The 15,143-nt window shown below is 58.1% G+C and carries 12 protein-coding genes; 7 read left to right on the top strand and 5 right to left on the bottom strand.

Annotation, left to right across the window (positions count from 1 at the left end):
* Positions 1–758 precede the first annotated feature (758 nt).
* From tsaD to thiL, 5 genes are read right to left on the bottom strand one after another with little or no spacing between them, the layout of a single operon-like run.
* Positions 759–1,820, bottom strand: a complete 1,062-nt coding sequence (gene tsaD / locus ACI1P1_RS10695; RefSeq protein ID WP_416216371.1) for a tRNA (adenosine(37)-N6)-threonylcarbamoyltransferase complex transferase subunit TsaD — start codon at positions 1,818–1,820, stop codon at positions 759–761.
* Positions 1,817–2,320, bottom strand: coding sequence for a ribosomal protein S18-alanine N-acetyltransferase (gene rimI, locus ACI1P1_RS10700; RefSeq protein WP_416216372.1), 504 nt, complete (start codon positions 2,318–2,320; stop codon positions 1,817–1,819). The genes tsaD and rimI overlap by 4 nt, the downstream gene beginning before the upstream one ends.
* Positions 2,321–2,345: 25 nt before the next feature.
* Positions 2,346–3,281: a tRNA (adenosine(37)-N6)-threonylcarbamoyltransferase complex dimerization subunit type 1 TsaB gene (gene tsaB, locus ACI1P1_RS10705; RefSeq protein WP_416216373.1), complete on the bottom strand. Its 936-nt coding sequence runs from the start codon at positions 3,279–3,281 to the stop codon at positions 2,346–2,348.
* Positions 3,259–3,765: a tRNA (adenosine(37)-N6)-threonylcarbamoyltransferase complex ATPase subunit type 1 TsaE gene (tsaE, locus tag ACI1P1_RS10710; RefSeq protein WP_416216374.1), complete on the bottom strand. Its 507-nt coding sequence runs from the start codon at positions 3,763–3,765 to the stop codon at positions 3,259–3,261. Before tsaE ends, tsaB begins: the two co-directional genes overlap by 23 nt.
* A 13-nt stretch (positions 3,766–3,778) precedes the next feature.
* A complete protein-coding gene (thiL, locus tag ACI1P1_RS10715; protein WP_416216375.1) occupies positions 3,779–4,858 on the bottom strand; it encodes a thiamine-phosphate kinase in 1,080 nt (359 codons plus the stop codon).
* Positions 4,859–5,482: 624 nt separating this feature from the next.
* Here thiL and ACI1P1_RS10720 point away from each other — a divergent pair.
* The 7 genes from ACI1P1_RS10720 to ACI1P1_RS10750 all read left to right on the top strand — a co-directional run bounded on the left by ACI1P1_RS10720 (position 5,483) and on the right by ACI1P1_RS10750 (position 15,125).
* Positions 5,483–6,439 (top strand): carbohydrate ABC transporter permease, encoded by a 957-nt coding sequence (locus ACI1P1_RS10720; protein WP_416216376.1) that lies wholly within the window; start codon positions 5,483–5,485, stop codon positions 6,437–6,439.
* 32 nt (positions 6,440–6,471) lie between these two features.
* Positions 6,472–7,305 carry a carbohydrate ABC transporter permease gene (locus ACI1P1_RS10725; RefSeq protein WP_416216377.1) on the top strand — a complete coding sequence of 278 codons (834 nt, stop codon included), beginning with the start codon at positions 6,472–6,474 and terminating at the stop codon, positions 7,303–7,305.
* Between the two features lie 143 nt (positions 7,306–7,448).
* On the top strand, positions 7,449–8,813 hold the full coding sequence (locus tag ACI1P1_RS10730; RefSeq protein WP_416216378.1) for an ABC transporter substrate-binding protein: 1,365 nt from the start codon (positions 7,449–7,451) through the stop codon (positions 8,811–8,813).
* A 121-nt stretch (positions 8,814–8,934) separates the two neighbouring features.
* Positions 8,935–10,737: a cache domain-containing sensor histidine kinase gene (locus ACI1P1_RS10735; RefSeq protein WP_416216379.1), complete on the top strand. Its 1,803-nt coding sequence runs from the start codon at positions 8,935–8,937 to the stop codon at positions 10,735–10,737.
* Complete coding sequence (locus ACI1P1_RS10740; protein ID WP_416216380.1) at positions 10,730–12,475, top strand: response regulator transcription factor; 1,746 nt, start codon at positions 10,730–10,732, stop codon at positions 12,473–12,475. Before ACI1P1_RS10735 ends, ACI1P1_RS10740 begins: the two co-directional genes overlap by 8 nt.
* 721 nt (positions 12,476–13,196) lie before the next feature.
* On the top strand, positions 13,197–14,180 hold the full coding sequence (ku, locus tag ACI1P1_RS10745; RefSeq protein ID WP_416216381.1) for a non-homologous end joining protein Ku: 984 nt from the start codon (positions 13,197–13,199) through the stop codon (positions 14,178–14,180).
* Entirely contained in the window at positions 14,181–15,125 is a 945-nt protein-coding gene (locus ACI1P1_RS10750; RefSeq protein WP_416216382.1) for an ATP-dependent DNA ligase, read from the top strand.
* Positions 15,126–15,143 lie beyond the last annotated feature (18 nt).

Below are 15,143 nucleotides of genomic sequence, written 5' to 3' on the forward strand. Positions count from 1 at the left end.
CTAGTAGACCGGGCGCATGATGCGTCCGGTTTTTTGGGTTTTGGAAGGGGCGGGTGAGCCAACGGACACAGGAGCCGTTATTCCGCGAATAAACGGTTGTTTTCTAATGTAACGGACTCAGGGGACGCTATTAGCTCAAAAGCAGCCTTTTTGCGCAACCGGAAGAGGAAATAAGGTACTGTGAGTCCGCGAAACTCCTCGAAATGCATTTTTCGGCGAAATAGCGGCTCCTCAGTCCGTATGGAGGACCGGCCCATGTAACGAGGCTCCTCCTGGCTCGTTCGAAATGCAAAACAGGCTGCATGCTGAATAGTTTTACTCGCTCCCCTAGCCTCCTGTGGGCAAACTTCGACTGTTCCAACTGAATTTAACATGTTCATACTGGCGATTGAGGCTTCGCACTTATCCACATGTTTGCAAATGTCGTCCCCCTCCGAAAATGCAGCTTATTCCCAGGGTTTCGTCACTTAGCCACAATCTTATCCCCATTATCCACAAGCTATCCCCATATATGTGGATAAGTTATTCTGCGTGAAATGTGCATAATATCCCCGCGCCTAATCGGGCTTTTTTTAACTTATACACATTACTCACAGGGCATGTGGATAACTTTATCCACATGCCTCTGTGTATGAATTCATGACACTACTCATATTGGCGGCTGTGGAGATCCTGTTGAAATAACCAGTTCTGCCACCAGTTTATCCACATCAAAAAAAAGCAGCCCCGATACCGCAGGCTGCTCTCGCTTTGCTCTGTTATGATTTCACCGACCATTCCTCCAGGGAGAGGACGGCCTCCGCCTTCAACGTCATCGGCGCGAACTCCCCGCGCTCCCACTTCAAGTGCGCGGCCGCGGCGATCATCGCCGCATTGTCCGTGCACAGCTCCAGGGGAGGAACAACCAGCGGCAGCCGGGACTGCCGGCACCGCTCCGTGAGGCTCTCCCGGAGCCCTTTGTTGGCCGCTACGCCTCCGGCCAACAACAGCTGCTTCGCGCCGAACTGCTTGGCGGCGCGCATAGCCTTCTCCGTCACCACGTCGATGACGGAGTCCTGGAACCCCCTTGCCACGTGGTCTGCAGCAAGGTCAAGCCCCTTCATCCGCGCCGTATTCAGCGCGGCCAACACCGCCGATTTCAGCCCGCTGAAGCTGAAATCGTAGGAATCCGGCTCCAGCCAGGCGCGGGGCAGCTGCACTGCCCCGTCCGCGGCCAACGCGAGCCGGTCCAGATGGGGGCCGCCGGGATACGGCAGCCCCAAGGCCCGGGCCACCTTGTCGTAGGCCTCGCCCACGGCGTCGTCCCGGGTCCGCCCGATAATGCGGAATTGGCCCGGCCCCTCCAGCACCACCAGCTCCGTGTGTCCGCCGGACACCACCAGTGCCAGGCTGGGATACTCCAGCTCCTGGACGAAGCGGTTGGCATAGATATGACCGGCAATATGGTGCACCGCAATCAGCGGCAATCCCAGGGAAAAGGCCAGAGCTTTGCCGGCCACCAATCCCACCAGCAGGGAGCCTACCAGACCCGGCCCCTGAGTTACGGCCACGGCATCCACATCCTGCAGACGGATGCCCGCTTTTTCCACAGCCTCTTCAATAATCCACGTAATGCTCTCCACATGCTGCCGCGACGCCACCTCCGGCACAACCCCGCCGAACTTCTTGTGGGTTTCGATCTGGGAGGAGATGATGTTGGAGCGGATGATCCGCCCGTCCTCCACCACTGCCACCGAGGTTTCGTCACAGCTGGTTTCGATCGCCAGAATCAGCGATGGTGTGCTTGGAGGCACAGCCGGAAGCTTCATTTTGTCCATCATGATGTTTTCCACCGCTCCTCCGGAATATCCGCCCACATGATCAGCGCATCTTCATTATTATCCGTATAATAGCCCTTGCGCACGCCAACGGAACGGAAGCCCAGCTTTTCATACAAATTTTGCGCTATCCGGTTAGTGACCCGCACCTCCAGGGTCATCCGTTTGGCCCCCCGCGAGTTGGCCTTGCTGCGCAGCTCGGTTAAGAGTCGTTCGCCCAGCTTTTTGCCGCGGTACATGGACCGGATGGCGATGTTGGTCACATGGGCCTCATCCATAATTACCCACATGCCCGCATAGCCGGCGATGTCGCCCTCCACCTCCATAACCAGATAATGGGCAAAATGATTGTTGGACAGCTCATTTTGAAACGCCCCGGCCGTCCAGGGCGTGGGAAAGGCTTCTTTTTCAATCTCAACAATACTCCCGATATCCTCAACCCGCATCGGCCGGAAAACCGGAGACAACAGAGGCCCCAAGCCGTCTGCTACAGGAAGCTCCATGCCGCTCCCTCCTGACTATATAATTTCATTTGGTTTGTTGTTTTTCAGCAAGTTTGACCTCGGCTTCGGCCAGCTGGGCATAATTGGGCAGCAGCGTGTGCGCGTCGTCTCCTTGACCGGAGCGGAAACGCAGCTCTCCCAGATACCCCGTATATTCGGCGTGGATATCACAGGGAATCGCCTCTGTCCGCACATTGTCCCCGGAAACCTCCGGCGCAGCTTGGGCAAACCGCTCCGTCACCGCTCCAAACTCTTGGGGCTCACCCACAAACAGCACCGCCTCCGGAGGCTCCTGCTCCTGTCCCAGCAGCTCGAGCAACCGGTCCGCCCAGGTCTCCATCAAACGGATGCCGTCTTCCTCGCGGCACAACCAGCCTGGTGAAGAAACCGGCCACATGGCAGGCAAAACGCTCCCGTTCTCCTGAGCATCCTTCGCCCCCACCGTTTCGCGTTCCCGGAGCTCCAGCAGCGCCGTAAAAGCCTGCCCCCGCCGGGCATTCAACATAGGCACCACCCAAACACGGCTGCTTGCGCCACCTTGCTTCCGCCATTCGGCCAAGGCTCCCGCCGCCAGCGCCTCCAGACTGGATACCCCTGCTACAGGCAGCTTCAAGGTCCATGCCATCGTTTTGGCTACCGTAATTCCGATACGTACCCCGGTATAGGAGCCAGGTCCCTTGCCAACGGCAATCCCCTGCAAAGCGCCCAGGGAAAGCCCCGCCTGATTCAAAGCCTCTTCAATGGCAGGCATCAAATAAACGGAGTGATTACGCTCGACCAGCGAATTCACCTCCGCCAACAGCTTTCCCTTCTTCACCAACGCCACGGACATAGCCGACGTCGCGCTGTCGATGGCCAGCAGCAGCCCTCCCGACACATCCTGGCCGGAAAGTTCACCGGATGCCGGTTGGGGATCTCCTTTTATTTCCACATCATGCTCAGGATTCCTGTCGTTCATCATGAATAATTCCCTGCTCCTTTAGATCCGAACACCACTTCTTGTAGACGGCCCCCACGGGAGCCAGCCGGAACCGGCGCTCCGTCCACCCGGTGTTCTCGATATATACGGACAGATGCTCCTCCGGGATCAGGTCCCGGATAATGGATGCCCACTCCACCAGGGTCACGCCGTCTCCGTAGAAATAATCGTCCAACCCTATATCCTCCGCCTCCTCCTGGGAGATGCGGTACACATCCATATGATAAAAGGGCATGGTGCGCCCCTCATACTCTTTGATAATGGTAAAAGTAGGGCTGTTGACGGTTTCCTGCACCTCCAAGGCCTGTCCCACCGCTTTGGAAAAGGTGGTTTTGCCGGCGCCCAGATCCCCGTCCAGCCCGATCACCGAACCCGGTATAAAAAACCGGGCCAGCTCCTTGGCCAGCCGGTAGGTGTCCTGCTCCTCCCGTGATTCGTACCAATAGGTTGTGGAATGCGCATCCATAGCGGCTGCCTCCTTAAGCATCGGCTGATTGGTCTTCCTTAAAATGATTGTACCCCCGCTTCTGCAGCGGACTAATACTACCGTCACGGCGCTTCAGCAGCACGCCGGGCGTCGCGGAATCCTCATCGGCCAGCACATGGCCCACCACATGGAATTCCAGTCCCTCCGCATCAAAAAGAGCCTGCACCGCCGCCGCATCCTCTCCCCGCACGGTGCCGGTGAGGCGGTAATCCTCCCCGCCGTACAGCATCAGCTCCAGCGGGTTAAGCCCGGCTTCGCGGGCATAACCGGAGAGAGCGGAGTCCACCGGCAGCAACGTCTCCTCCAGCCGGATGACACAGCCGGAGGCCTCCGCCAGCTCCCAGGCCTCGCTGGCCAAACCGTCGCTGACATCGTTCTGCGACCGGCCCAACCCGCTGCGCACCAAAATCCGCCCCGCCTCCACCTGAGGCTGGGGGAACTGGTGCGCCCGCACCAGCCGCTGCCGCTCCTCCGGCAGCCCGGCCAGATCATACGCGCTCCGGCCTGCGGCCAGGAGCAGGTGCAGCCCGGCGGCGGAGAGGCCCAGGGGACCGGTGACGAACACCGTGTCCCCCGGGCGCGCGCCGCTGCGCAACAGAGCACGGTCCGTCTCCACCTCGCCGATGGCGGTGACGGACACAGTCATATCCCGGGGACAGGAGGTGGTGTCCCCGCCGACCACCGCCACGCCGTAGCGGTTGGCGCAGGCATAGAGGCCATCGTACAGCTCGCGGAGGGCCTCCGTTTCCATATCCGCCGGCACGGACAGCGCCACCACCGCGAAGCGGGGAATGGCCCCCATCGCGGCCAGGTCGCTTATATTGGATGCCATGGCCTTGTAGCCGATGGCTTCATAGGTCATTGTCTCGGGTTTGAAGTGAATGTCCCGGACCATCGTATCACAGGTAACCACCCATTGAAAACCGCTCCGTCCATCCAGCACGGCCGCATCGTCTCCGATGCCGACGGCTACACCGTCCCCGGTTCCTGCAGGGCCTTGTTCCACACGCGCCGGATTGCTGCGGCCTCCCGTAAGCAGCCGGATTAACCCGAATTCATCCACCCGGGGCATACATAAACTCCTCCATTCCTTATTCTACCTATTATAGCACAGCCTCAACAGATTAAAACCCGAGTCTTCTGTCCCTGCACCCGCCTTTTGCCTATATTATCTCAGTACCCTCTCCAACGAGTAAGCTCCTGTATCGTGTAGTTTCATAAATAGCGGAACCTGATTTCCGCTAGTTTCCGCTCTGCAGACGAAAAGCCTTAATAGCGGAAGGGGATCTTCCGCTATCCGCTCCCTTTCCCCGCTGAGACAGGGGCATTTCCCTCAATAGCGGAAAAAGCACTTCTCTAATCGGGCCAATTGGGGCTCCACAGCACCAATAGCGGAAACAACCAAGGCGTTATTTACTGGAAACCCCAGAACGGTTCGACTCTCCCTCACCACGCCATCTTCACGCCGGTCACCATCCATCCAGCTCCGCCCCTCTCTCCTCATCCTCACACGACCCCCTACCTCCCGCACCTTCCTCCACTCCATCCAACACCAGCCTCCCCCCCCACCCAAAAAGTACAATTTTGACTCCAACAGGTTGGAATCCGTCCTTATGCCGCCCCGTCCCCAGCCCGTACAATAGCCATATACCCGGCTTACGAGCCTCTATCCTATATTCCGAGGTGACGACAACCCATGAAAAACCGGACCGCCGAGGCCCTTCCCCTGACCCGGACGCCAACACCGGCGCTTGCGCCCAAACGCCGCCGCAACCTTCTCCAGCTGCGGGAGGACATTGCCGGCTACGCCTTTATCAGCCCGATGCTCATCGGCCTCCTGGTGTTCACCCTGTTTCCCATCCTGGCCTCCTTCTTCTTAAGCTTCACCAACTGGAACTTCGTCTCCGGCTTCTCCAAAACCAAATTCGTCGGACTGGACAACTTCCTGCGGCTGTTCAAGGACGACATCTTCCTGAAATCCCTGGAGAACAACCTGATCCTGATGCTGGTGGTGCCCATCACCCTGGCTATCTCTCTGGTGCTGGCGGTGCTCATCGACCAGAAAATCTTCTTCAAGGACCTGTTCAAGGTGGTTTACTTCATCCCGTACATCTCCAGCATCGTAGCCGTCGCCATCGTCTTCCAGGTGCTGCTCCATCCCTCCTACGGCCCCATCAACCAGGTGCTGATGTCACTGGGTATGGAGGACCCGCCGAAGTGGCTGGGGGACACGGATTACGCCCTCTACTGCGTCATGGGGCTGATGATTTGGGTGAACATCGGCTACAACATGATCATCTTCATGGCCGGCCTGCAGTCCATCCCCAAGGATCTGTATGAAGCCGCGGAAATCGACGGCGCCAGCAAGCTCCGCCAATTTTTCCGGATCACCCTGCCGCTGTTGTCGCCGACCACCTTTTTCCTGCTGGTAACGGGGATTATCGGGTCCTTCAAGGTTTTCGACCTGATTGCCGTGCTCACCAACGGCGGCCCCGCTAACTCCACCACCGTGGTGGTATACCGGCTCTATGAAACGGCCTTCGTCAACCTGCAGTCCGGTTATGCCTCCTCCATGGCCATTGTGCTTCTGTTCTGCGTGCTCCTGGTGACCCTGATCCAATGGTACGGGCAGAAGAAATGGGTGAACTACTGATGCGATTTGTTAGGAAAGGAGCCGAAGCCCCCATGCGCCACAAATCCGATTTGGCCAAAAAAATTCTGCTGACCCTCATCATGACCGTGCTGGGCATCCTGTTTATGACCCCCTTCTTCTGGATGATCTCCACATCCATGAAGCCGGAGGCGGATGTGTTCAAATACCCCATCGAATGGATTCCGAAAAACTGGAACGCCGTGGAAAATTACAAGGAGGTCTGGACAACCACCAAATTTCCGCTGTACTATTGGAACTCGATTAAGGTGACGCTGTTCACTACCTTTTCCTCGGTGCTGTTCGCGGCCATGTCCGCCTATGCCTTCGCCAAGGTGAAGTTCCGCGGCAGAGAAGCGGTATTTATCCTGGTGCTGGCCATCTACATGGTTCCCCAGCAGGCTATCCTGGTGCCGCAGTTTCTCCTGTTCCGCTGGATGGGATTGTTCGATACCCACCTGGGTTTAGTGATGCTGGGTGCCTTCAGCGTTCTGGGCACCTTCATGCTGCGGCAATTCTACATGGGCATCCATGACGAATATATGGAATCCGCCAAAATCGACGGCGCCGGACATATCCGCATTTTCCTGTCCATCTGCACACCGCTGGTCCGTCCGGCCATCGCCACCTATGCCATCTTGCGGTTTATCTGGACCTGGAACGACTACCAGGGGCCGCTGATTTTCCTGAAGACCAAAAGCCTCTTCACCATCCAGCTGGGCATCCGCTCCTTCGCCACCCTGAACGGGGAACTGTATTCCCTCATTATGGCCGGGGCCGTTTCCGCCATTCTGCCATTGCTCATCATTTTTATTATCGGGCAGAAGCATGTGATTGAAGGCATCGCCCTGGGCGGAGTCAAAGGCTGAGGGGACTTGGGGTTCCACAGGTTATAAATTGAACGTTTCCGGTTAATAAATTGACTCATCACCGGCAGGACGGTTTGGTACCATCGGGTTGCAAGAGCCTGCAAGGGCTTTCAAGCCATTATCCATTATTGGAGGGGTCAAACATGAGAAATACGCCTTTTGTGAAAAGAAGCCTGCTTGTGCTCACCGGCACACTGGCGGCAACCGCTGCTCTGGCCGGTTGCGGCGGCGGGGGAACGGACACACCTGCTGCCGGAGGATCGGCCGCTCCGGGCGGTTCCGCAGCCGCTCCGGTTACCATCAAGGTCCAGGCCTGGTACACCGAGCCCCAGGGCAATTGGAACGCCACGGTAGCCGCCTTCAACAAAACCCATCCCAACATCAAGGTCGTCTATGAAGGCCTGTCCGAAAAGGGCGACTCCCAGGAGGGCATGAAGAAGCTGGACCTGCTGGCTGCCTCCGGCGACCAAATGGACGTCATCATGTATTCCGCCGCCCCGGACTATGCGCAGCGTGTAGGCGCAGGTATGCTGGAGCCTCTGGACGAGTACATGAAGAAGGACGGCTTTGATCCCAAGGCCGAGTTCAAGATTGATACCAGCGTCAACGGCAAATACTACGCCCTGCCCGGCAAAATGATCGAGTGGCTGGTGCTCCTGAACAAGGACAAGCTGGATCAAGCCAAGCTCCCGGTGCCTACAGAATGGACCTGGAACGACTATGCCGAATACGCCAAAAAGCTGACCAGCGGCGAAGGTGCCAACAAGGTGTACGGCTCCTACTTCCACACCTGGAAGGATTATGCCCAGTTGGCCCTGTCCAACGATCCGGAGCTGCCCTTCTTCGTGAAGGAGGACGGTACTCCCAATGTGGATAACCCCAAGTACCGCTTCTCTCTGGAGCTGCGCAACAAAATGGAGAATGTGGATAAGTCCTCTGTGCCCTATTACGATGTCGTCTCCCAAAAGATGGGCTACCGCGATGTGTTCTACGCCGGCAAAACCGCCATGCTGCTCACCGGCAACTGGATGGTAGGCGAGCTTGCTCTGAACGGCAAGTTCAACACCGTGTTTGCTCCGTATCCCAAATTTGACGCCAAGGACCCCAACGGCTACACCTCCATCAATGCGGACTTCGTAGGGGTTGCGGCCTCCTCCAAGAACAAACAGGCTGCTTATGAATTTGTAAAATGGTATACCACCGAGGGTATGCTGGAGCAGGGTATGTTTTTCTCCGGCTGGAAAAAAGCCGACCTGAACAAAAACGTCGAAGCGATCCTCAAAAGCGGCAAGCCGGAGCTGGCCAAGTTTATCGACAAGGACTCTCTCCTGGCTACGCTGAAGGTGAACAAAGCCACCAAGCTTATCGTTCCTCCCACCTTCTCCCTCCAGCAGGAAAAAGAGCTGCTGAGCCAGGTGGAGCTGTATCTGACCGGCAAACAGGATCTGGAGAAAACCATCCAAACCACCACCAAGAAGCTCAACGATATCAAGACCAGCAGCAAATAATTTATCAGTCCGGATATGTCCGGCGATTAGGTATAGATTGTCTGTATAATGGGAGAGGAGAGGCAGAAAGCCCCTCTTCTTTTCCCTTTTTCCCATCCAACAAGAGAGGGGGGCGGTTCCTGTGCTGCGCTGGTTCCACAAGCTGTCGCTCCGCAACAAGCTCATGCTCACCATTCTGATTTGCCTGGTGCTGCCCTCCCTCGTGTCCATGCTGGTGTCGAACTTCCTCACCCGGGATGTGGTCCGCACTCAGGTGACCGACAATTCACGGGAATCCCTGCGGATTGTAAATCAGGTGGTGGCGGGCCAGATCAAAAATCTGGTCTATGTAATGAACTTCGTCCAATTTGACAGTGATATGCAAATTTCCATCCGGGAGCTGGGGCGCAACGATCTTGCCCTAAGCACCGGGGATATGCTGGCCCACAAGCAGAAAATCAGCCTGCGGCTGGAAACGGTGATGAACTCCTTCGGCAATATGTACGCCACTGTGCTGCTGCCAAACGGAGAATATGTAGCCAGCTATAGCACCTTCGGCTTTCATCCTTCGTATTTTACCAAGCGGGACTGGTTCGAGGGGTTGTCCGGGGTTTCCGCCTATGGCGTACGCTGGGTAGGGGCGGAGCCCAATTATCTGGTAAATCCGGGCAGACCTTATCTGCTCACGGCGGCCAAACCCCTGCGCTCAGCGGATGTGGTATACGGTTATGTAATCGTCAGCCTGGAGATGGACGTGATCCAGCGCTTATTTGCCCAGTCCAAAACCAATGAAACCATGCTTCTGGTAGACCGCAACGGTCAGGTGCTGGTGGACCGGGAGGGTTCGGCGGGCATCGGGACACCCTTCCCCTATTACGATAAGCTGCCCCAGGACGGCGGGGTATCCTTCCTGAAGGTGGCGGGGGAGGAGTTCATTATGCTGGCGGAGCAGGTCACCCCGGAATGGCGCTTGGTGAGCATGAGCCCCTACAAACAAGCAGCCAGCCGGATCGAAAGCTTCCGCCGGACGGATTTTGTGATCCAGCTGGTGTTTCTGGTGCTGTTCGCCATTATTCTGCTTTCGGTGGTGGGCACCCTGACCAAACCCATCGGGCGGCTGGTCCAGACGGTGGTCCGCATCCAGAACGGGCGGCTGGGGGAGCGCTCCAACATCTCCGGCCCGGATGAGGTGGGACGCCTCGGGTACGTGTTCGACCGGATGCTGGACCGGATCGAGGCCACGCTGGAGGAGAACCGGCGGGAGCAGGAATTGAAGCGCAAGGCAGAGCTGGCGATGCTCCAGGCGCAGATTAATCCGCATTTTTTGTTCAACGTGCTGAATTCCATCCGGCTGAAGATCTTAATGAAGGGCGACGAGGAAAATGCGGAGCTGATCAGCTCCCTCTCCTCTCTCCTGCGGATGACCATCAACCGGAATAATGAGTTTATTCCGCTCCATGAGGAGCTGGATATTATCCAGAATTATGTGAGGCTGGTGAATTCCCGCCACGGCGGTGCGGTACGGCTGGAGGTATCTGCGGCGTCGGATACGCTTCTGTGCCAGGTCCCCCGGTTCATCCTGCAGCCGCTGACGGAGAATGCCTACCAGCATGGCTTGAAGCGTAAGGAGGGTGTTATCGCCATCACCAGCAGGCTCACGGACGGGGGTTCGCGCCTTCTGATTGCGGTGGAGGATAACGGCGCAGGCATGGACCCGGAGCGGCTGGAGCAGCTGCGGCGGCATGTGTTTTCCAATGAGCCTGAGCCGTTGACGGAGAAACGCACGTCGGCCCTGTCCGGCATCGGGCTGCGCAATGTCTACGAACGGCTGCGGCTGGTTTATCCCGCGGAGAAGGTGGATTTTGCCATCGATTCCGGGGAAAATGAGGGCACCGTGATTCGGCTTATGATCCCGCTTCGGGAGGAGGAAACCCCTTATGTATAGTGTAATGCTGGTGGATGACGATCTGCCGGTGCTGGAGTTTTTGGCGGGTGCGGTGGATTGGAACGGGCTGGGCTTCCAACTGGCGGGGACCTTCCAGAGCCCGTTGGAGGCGTTGGCGGCGGCGGGTGAGGCCCCGCCGGAGGTGCTGATCACGGACATCGGCATGCCGGAGATGGACGGGATGGAGCTGATCCGGGTGCTCCGTACAGAGGAGCCAGGTTTGAAGACGGCAATCCTCTCCTGCCACGACGAATTCGGCTATGCCCAGATGGCGGTGAAGCTAGGGGTCAGCGAATATGTGCTGAAGGAAACCATGACGGCCAAAACCATCACGGAGCTCCTGATCCGGCTCAAAAAAGAACTCGACGGCGAGGCGGTGGTCCGGCACAAAAGCCGGGAGCTGGAGCAGAGCTTACGGCGCAACCGCAGCGACCTGAAGCGGATTTTCCTGCGGAACACACTGGGCGGCCCCCTGCTGGACCCGGCGGAATGGAGCAGGCAGGCGGCGGAGTACGGTGTGGAATTCAGCCGGGGCACCTCGTATGTGCCTGTTCTGGGGTTTCCCTGCCGGATGCGGGAGGCGCTGCGGCGTTTCCAGACCCGGGAGCTCCTGGTGTATACGGCGGAAAATATCGCCGAGGAGCTGCTGGCACCCGGTGAGCGCCCGGAGCACGGGAAGCAGACGGATAATGGGAAGCTGACGGAGCACGGGAAGTTGCAGGAGTATGGGAAGTCGCAGGAACACGGAAAACGACAGGATAACGGAAAGCTGCCTGTGGCCGGAGAAGCGGCTGTGTTTTCCTTGGAGAGCGGCGAGCTGGTGCTGCTGTTCCCGCATTTTTCGCAGCTGCATATCAATAACCGGCAGCGGATGGAGGACACCCTGCGCAAGCTCCAGCAATGCCTGCTGCAGTTCGGCAAAACCCCCTTCACCTTCGTGACGGGCACGCCAGTGGCGGACGGCAAGGAGCTGCGGGAGGTGGTGAACAAGGAAATTGCCGCAGCTCAGAGCCGCTTCTATTGGCCGGAGGCCTCCATTCTGCGGCTGGAGCATCTGCAGGGCAGCTTCGGCTCCGGGGATCTGCTGCTGGCGGAGTATGTGACCGCCCTGGAGGAATTCCGCCGCGCGGTGCTGGAGGAGCAGGCGGAGCAGGTGGAGGCATTTATCGCCAAGTGGCTGGCCTTTATCCAGTACCACCGGTTTAATCCGGTGGAGGTGAAGGAATGGCTGCTGAAGATTATCCTGGATATCCGGATGCGGTTGAAATCCCTGCAGCATTACCAGTCCAGCTATGCCTCGGAGGTGCTGCACCATGATGTGATGGAGCTGACCAGTCTGGGAGAGCTGGAGGGGTGGCTGCGCTCCTACATGCTCCAGGCGGTGGAGTGGGCCGGCCAGGTGTACCAGGAGTCCAAAAACCGGGAGATTATGGAGTGCCAGCGTTATGTGTCCGTCCACTGGAACGAGCGGATCACCCTGGAGGATGCCGCGCGGCATCTGCACCTGCATCCCAATTACCTGAGCCGCCTGTTCAAGCGGGAAACCGGGGAGAACTTCGTGGAGTTCGCCACCCGGGTCAAAATGGACAAGGCCCGGGAGCTGCTGAAGCTCACGGACAAAACCGTGGAGGACATCTCGCTCCTGTTGGGCTACGACAACAAGCAGTATTTCACCAAGTTGTTTAAGACCCACACCGGCCAGCTCCCCAGCGCCTTCAGGCTACAAAAGGACAAGTGAAGGGAGCGCTCGGCGATGCCGGTGTCACCGTATCTAGAGTGCTCCAATTGCTTTCTATTAACTAACGCTCTCTTAGTGCGCTCCCATGCTGCTTGCTTCCGACTAACTCTATTGGTGCGCTCCCAGGCCACTTTCTCCTGCTTACCTGCGCTCTCTCCCCGGCTTATCTTGCAAAAGTGCAGTTATTTTGGGCCGAATCGGCGTTTTGGCCCTCCATCCTGCAAAAGTGCAGTTATTTTTTGTGAAACCCGCCAAGTGGGTTCATTTTGTGGATAATAAATGCACTTTTGCATTTGGGGCATCCTCGGGATTCTGCCGCAGAAGAAATAGATGCACTTTTGCATTTGGGCTTGTTGCAGCGGGTGATTCACCACGCCCACTCCTATCAGAGCATATCCCACTTCTACCAGTCCGCCCCCTCCTTTACCCGTTCGCCCACTCCTCTTTAAAACCGCCCCATCCCTCCCCCTAACTCCTCCCCGCTTAACCGTTACTTGTCTTCAACTAATCCATTTTCTCCTCCTCTTAACTGTCCCTTGTCCCCCTAACCCGATTCCTGCCCCATTAGCTCGCCTCATCTCCCTTCTAACGCGTTTTCATGCTAGCCTCCCCCCAGCTTCTCCTCTCCTCCCCCCGGCGCATGGGCAGCCGCCTTAAAGCAAAGACTATGGGCACACTTACTTTGCACCCCGCAACTACGCAAAACACAGGAGGGATTCCCATGCATACCGTCTGGAAAGGGGCCATCAGCTTCGGCCTGGTTCATGTTCCGGTGAAGATGTTCTCGGCGACCGAGGACAAGGATATTTCCATGCGCATGATCCACAAGCCCTGCTCCACCCCGCTTTCGTATGTGCGCAAATGCCAAACTTGCGAAACGGAGGTGCCCTGGGAGGAGATCGTCAAGGGCTACGAGCATGAGCCTGGCCGCTTCGTCATCTTCGATAAGGAGGAGCTGGAGCAGCTGAGCGGGGAGAAAAGCAAGGAAATCAAGATTCTGGACTTTGTCCAGCTGGGGGAAATCGACCCGGTTTATTTCCAGAAGACCTACTACCTGGCCCCCGCGGATACCGGCTCCAACGCCTACAATCTCCTCCTTCGATCCCTGACGGAAACGGGTAAAATCGGCATCGCCAAGGTGTCCATCCGCTCCAAAAGCAGCCTGGCCGCCATCCGTGTGGTGGACCGCTGTTTGGCGCTGGAAACCATCTTCTATCCCGACGAAATCCGGCCCATCAGCCAGGTGCCCAATCTTCCCGAGCAGGCCAACGTCAACGACAAGGAGCTGACCATGGCCAAAATGCTCATCGACCAGCTCTCCACTCCTTTTGAGCCGGAGAAATATACCGATGAGTACCGCAGCGCGGTCTATGAAGCCATTTCCCGCAAGGTAGCCGGCGAGGAAATCCAAGTGGCACCGGAGCAGCAGCGGACCAATGTCATCGACCTGATGTCCGCACTGGAGGCCAGTCTGGAGGCGGCGCGCAGCGGAGCCAAGCCCGGAGGCACCGCAGCTGCCAAGACCCCAGGTACAACAGCGTCTGCCAGAAGAAGCGCGTCCCCAAGCCCGGCCTCGGCCCCAACCGCCGGTGAACCGGCCTCTCCGGCAGAAGCAGGAGGGATGACGGGAACGGAGGACGCCAAGCCCAAACGCGGCCGTCCCCGCAAATCCTCAAAGGACGTCCCGTCCAAGGAGACCCTCTAGATGGACGGCACAACCAATACGGCCAGTCCCATTCTTCTCCCGGGAGAGCCCATGATTCCCGTATCCGAGGACATCATCCCCACGGGAGAGGACTGGGGTTACCAGCTCAAGTGGGATGGCGTACGGCTCCTGGCCCGCATCCGTCCGGGCAGCGCCGAGCTGTTCTCCCGGCGGCTATTGCCAAAGAACAGCGCCTACCCGGAGCTGGCTGCCCTGCTCTCTACCCTGGAGGAGCCCTGCCTGCTGGACGGAGAGGCCTTCGTCTTCGATCAGGGGCGGCAGCGGCCGGTCTTCCGCAGGGTGCTAGAGCGGGAGCGGCTGCGTAACCCCGCAGTCATCGCCAAGGCGGGAGCCGCGGAGCCGGTTCGTTATGCCGTGTTTGATGTGCTGTATTCCCGGGGCCAAGACTGGCGGGGACGTCCTTACCGGGAGCGGCATGAGGAGCTGCTGCGGCTTCTTCCCGTGAAGCAGGAGCGGCTGTTCGTGACGGACCTGTTTACGGATGGTGCCGGATTGTGGAGCTGGGTAGAGGCCCAGGGCTGGGAGGGGATTGTCTCCAAGCGGCTGGACAGTGTGTATAAGGAAGGTAAGAAGCACCGGGACTGGCTGAAGAAAAAAACCTCCATACAGGAGGATGTGGATATCGTTGGCTTTACGTACAATGAAGGGCGGCTGGCCAGCCTGATTATGGCCTTCGAAGGAAGCTATTTCGGAAGGGTGTCCCTGGGTCTGGATGAACAGCAAAAACGCCGGCTCTCCACCCTGCCGGTCCGGGTTCCGCCTCCCTCCGGACTGCCCGGCCCGTTTCCGGTTCTGCCGCCGGACCTGAAGCGGATCAGCCTGGCTTGGCTCCTCCAGCCTTTCCGCTGCCGGGTGACAGGCCTGGAGGTCACCGACGCAGGCCTCCTCCGCCATTCCAAGCTGGTAACCCTGCCCATTCCTTGACTTAACCGACCACTGGAG

Origin of the sequence: Paenibacillus mesotrionivorans (genome assembly GCF_046098205.1) — a bacterium.
In the GTDB taxonomy this organism is placed as follows: Bacteria; Bacillota; Bacilli; order Paenibacillales; family NBRC-103111; genus Paenibacillus_AR; species Paenibacillus_AR mesotrionivorans.